Below are 3,368 nucleotides of genomic sequence, written 5' to 3'. Positions count from 1 at the left end.
CCGCTGCCTCGTGTCTGCTCGATTCCGCTCAGCAATTGCCCGTTGACATCGGTATTTTTCAGGACAATGCTAAAAACTATTAACCTGTACTGGCTGCTAAATAACGAACAGCCGGAAGTTGCCTGATGCTAGGGCGTCGGGAAGAGGGAAGAGGGTTTGGTGGAATTAAGAACGTTCATTACGCCATGAAGGTTGCTCTAATCACCATCTCGAACAATAAATAGCAAAAATGTTTCCCCAGGGGAAGTTTTTCATTTCAAATCTGCCATTTAAAATTTGCGATGTCATTAAATATACTCGTCATAGATGATAACCCTACAGACCGTCTTCTGATTAGGCGCGAAATAGAGCGCGAATTTGCAGAAGTGCGGGTAAAAGAAATTACAAATGATCGAACATGGGAAGAAGCGCTGACGGAAAATAATTTTGATGTTGTGGTTACAGACTATCAACTTGGCTGGAACAATGGACTGGAAATTTTGAAAAAGCTTAAGTCTCGCTATGCGGATCTCCCGGTGATTATGTTCACCAATAGCGGGAACGAAGAAATTGCAGTAGAAGCCATGAAATCCGGTCTTGATGACTATATAATTAAGGCTCCCAATCGTTACATCCGAGTCCCCATTGCTATTCGCAAAGCTTTGAAGGCAGCCGAAATTCGCAGGAGAACGACACAATTAGAGGCTGAACGGGAACAACTGCTAGCAAAAGAAAAGGCAGCTCGTGAAGACGCGGAAGCAGCAAACCGTCTCAAAGATGAGTTTCTGGCTAACCTTTCCCACGAATTGCGAACGCCCCTCAACAGTATGCTGGGGTGGGCGCAGATGCTGCGCCTGAAAAAACTGAACGAACATGACTATCGTAGAGCGGTAGAAACTATTGAGCGCAATACTAAATCTTTGGCCAGATTAATTGAAGATTTGCTGGATGTTTCGCGCATAATTACTGGGAATCTTTCTCTGAATTTTGAACAAATCGAACTTGCACCTGTAATTGAAGCGGCTTTAAATACAGTCCGTCCGGTGGCAGAAACAAAAGCGATCGATATTAATTTTGTCAAGGATTTAGAAGTACAACCTATTTTAGGTGATGCCAGCCGCTTGCAACAGATAATGTGGAATCTGTTATCAAATGCTGTTAAGTTTACGCCCAGAGGGGGAAGTGTAGAAATTCGGCTTTCTACAGTAATTGACGATCGGTCAGAGGAAAAATCTAGCGCTTTCCCAATGTCCTGTACCCAAATTAGGGTCAGCGACACGGGACAAGGGATTGAACGTGAGTTTTTGCCCTACGTATTCGATCGCTTCCGGCAGGCTGATAGTAGCATCACCCGAAGTTTTGGCGGTTTAGGTTTGGGGTTAGCAATTGTGCGACACTTGGTTGAACTGCACGGCGGCACCGTCAAAGTAGAAAGTCCGGGTATAGGAAAAGGTGCAACATTTACAGTGCAATTTCCTTTGCCGCACCACAATACTCAGCCAACAAATTTATTGGCGGAATTTGAGACAACTTCATCCTATTCACCTTCGCTGAGTGGCGTGCGAATTGTCCTAGTCGATGATGATGCGGACACGCGGGATTTGCTTCAGTTTGTCATCGAACAATACCGAGCTGAAGTGAAGACCGCTGCTTCGGTAAGGGAAGCGCTGGCATTACTGCAAGAGTTTCCGCCGAATGTGTTAATTAGCGATATTGGCATGACAGAAGAAAATGGTTACGATCTGATCCGCCAGGTAAAAGAAATAAAGTCTTTAAGGCAAATTCCTACCATCGCTTTGACTGCTTATGCGGGACAGTTGGATCGCGATCGCATTTTGTCAGCCGGCTTTCAAATGCACCTACCCAAACCTATTGAACCCGATGATTTGGTTGGTGCGATCGCTTTATTAGTAGGAAGGATTTAGTTATTAGGGGTTAGGGGTTAGGGATTAGGGGTTAGGGATTAGGGGTTAGGGGTTAGGGGTAGGGGTTAGGGGTTAGGGATTGGTTTTGAGGATTGAATTTGAAAGATTCGTGGATGAATCTCGATATTTGAAAATGAAAAACCCGATTTCCTTGCCTAAGTCCTATTTAATTTCCCGTGCGATGATCGTTTCTGGCTGATTTGCACCTATGCGATGTCATTCGGTATAGATCTTAGGCAAAAATTTTAAGAAAACATGACAAACTAGCAAGTTAGGCAAAAATATGCTAATAAAATTTTATTCTAAAATGATAGCATAAATAAAAAAGCTATGTTGGTAGGGACAGTATTAAGTAGTCGGACAAAAGTAATCGACACTGTATTAACTTTTGTTAAGGCACTTGCTGGAATGCGATCGCTCACCCAAGTAGTACAAATGTATTGTAATAATTGACGGCGACTGGGAATGTTTGGCGAATTTTGAACTGATTGCCTCGAAAAGCTCGATAATAGATAAAAGTTGAATAAGCGAGGTAATCAAGATCGATGCCATCACCGCCCTTGAGAGTATTTTTAACGAAAGCCCAAGACCAGAAACTCTTGGAATATGGATTAGTAGTTAAAAGGTATCATTTTACTAAATAAAAATTTAAGCTAGACTCTCGGTTATGTAATTATTCTTGACATCATTACTCGTTTGCTCACTGGTGGTAATTTTGTCTCTTCAGGGGACGAAGACTCTTAACCTGGAGTTCCCATTTGACAAAAATGGGGAAGGTATGCTGGGCTTGGCTTTAAGGGCTGAGGCTTGGTCAATTACATGGGTACATTACAACCCAACTCCCAGCAAATTCAAAGCAGTTTGTTGCAGAGGAGTAGCCTGGGTAAATTTGTCAAAACAGAGGTTAAGTCCAGGTAGAATTACATACAATCCATCTAACGCTGACTCATGTTGAATGCTTTGTTGGTTCCTTGCGTAGTCAAAGCTTTCTTCAGTTATCTCGATACAAAAGTGTTTTCCGACTCCAAACTGATTGAGAACTTTACCCACTCTCAAACCGATTTTATCCGCTCCTCGTAGCGGACGTTTTTCTCGTCTTGTGGCGGCGGTAACCTTATCTAATAGCCGTTGAGTTGCAAGTAATAACTCTTCTCAATTTCTGGTTGTCTTTGCCCATCAATTAACCCACCTAAAAATGAAGAAAAGCTTAAATTACATGGGTACAACTTGACCGAACGATAATCCTTACACCCAACACTGGGTAAGGCTTTGAGTCTTCTGGAGTTCCCCGCAGCGCGGGGAACTCCAGCTTAACAAAAGTCCCAAAAATTAACACCCTGTCAAGTCTTGCTCTTTTCAAAAATTCACCAACAATTCCAGCTAACTATCATGCTATACAGTGCATTTGTACTAATTTGTTCCGATGCACGATATGCCGGGAGGCACGCTGCGCGATCGCACTCC

Annotated in this window: 2 protein-coding genes; one reads left to right on the top strand and one right to left on the bottom strand. The window is 43.1% G+C overall.

Annotated features, from left to right (window positions below):
* Positions 1–281 precede the first annotated feature (281 nt).
* Positions 282–1,904, top strand: coding sequence for a hybrid sensor histidine kinase/response regulator (locus tag H6S82_RS25060; RefSeq protein WP_190469481.1), 1,623 nt, complete (start codon positions 282–284; stop codon positions 1,902–1,904).
* Between the two features lie 828 nt (positions 1,905–2,732).
* On the opposite strand, the gene H6S82_RS25055 is transcribed toward H6S82_RS25060, so the two are convergent.
* The gene (locus tag H6S82_RS25055; RefSeq protein WP_191056887.1) at positions 2,733–2,954 is read right to left on the bottom strand and encodes a hypothetical protein; all 222 of its coding nucleotides are present in this window, start codon (positions 2,952–2,954) and stop codon (positions 2,733–2,735) included.
* Between the last annotated feature and the right edge of the window lie 414 nt (positions 2,955–3,368).

The sequence above is a fragment of the Planktothrix sp. FACHB-1355 genome (assembly GCF_014748295.1).
GTDB classification, from domain to species: Bacteria; Cyanobacteriota; Cyanobacteriia; order Cyanobacteriales; family Aerosakkonemataceae; genus Aerosakkonema; species Aerosakkonema funiforme_A.
This window is presented reverse-complemented; position numbering and strand designations above follow the sequence as displayed.

Bases quoted from the DNA above. Each gene is read 5' to 3' on its own strand.
- H6S82_RS25060 (WP_190469481.1), top strand. From the start codon at position 282: ATGTCATTAAATATACTCGTCATAGATGATAACCCTACAGACCGTCTT.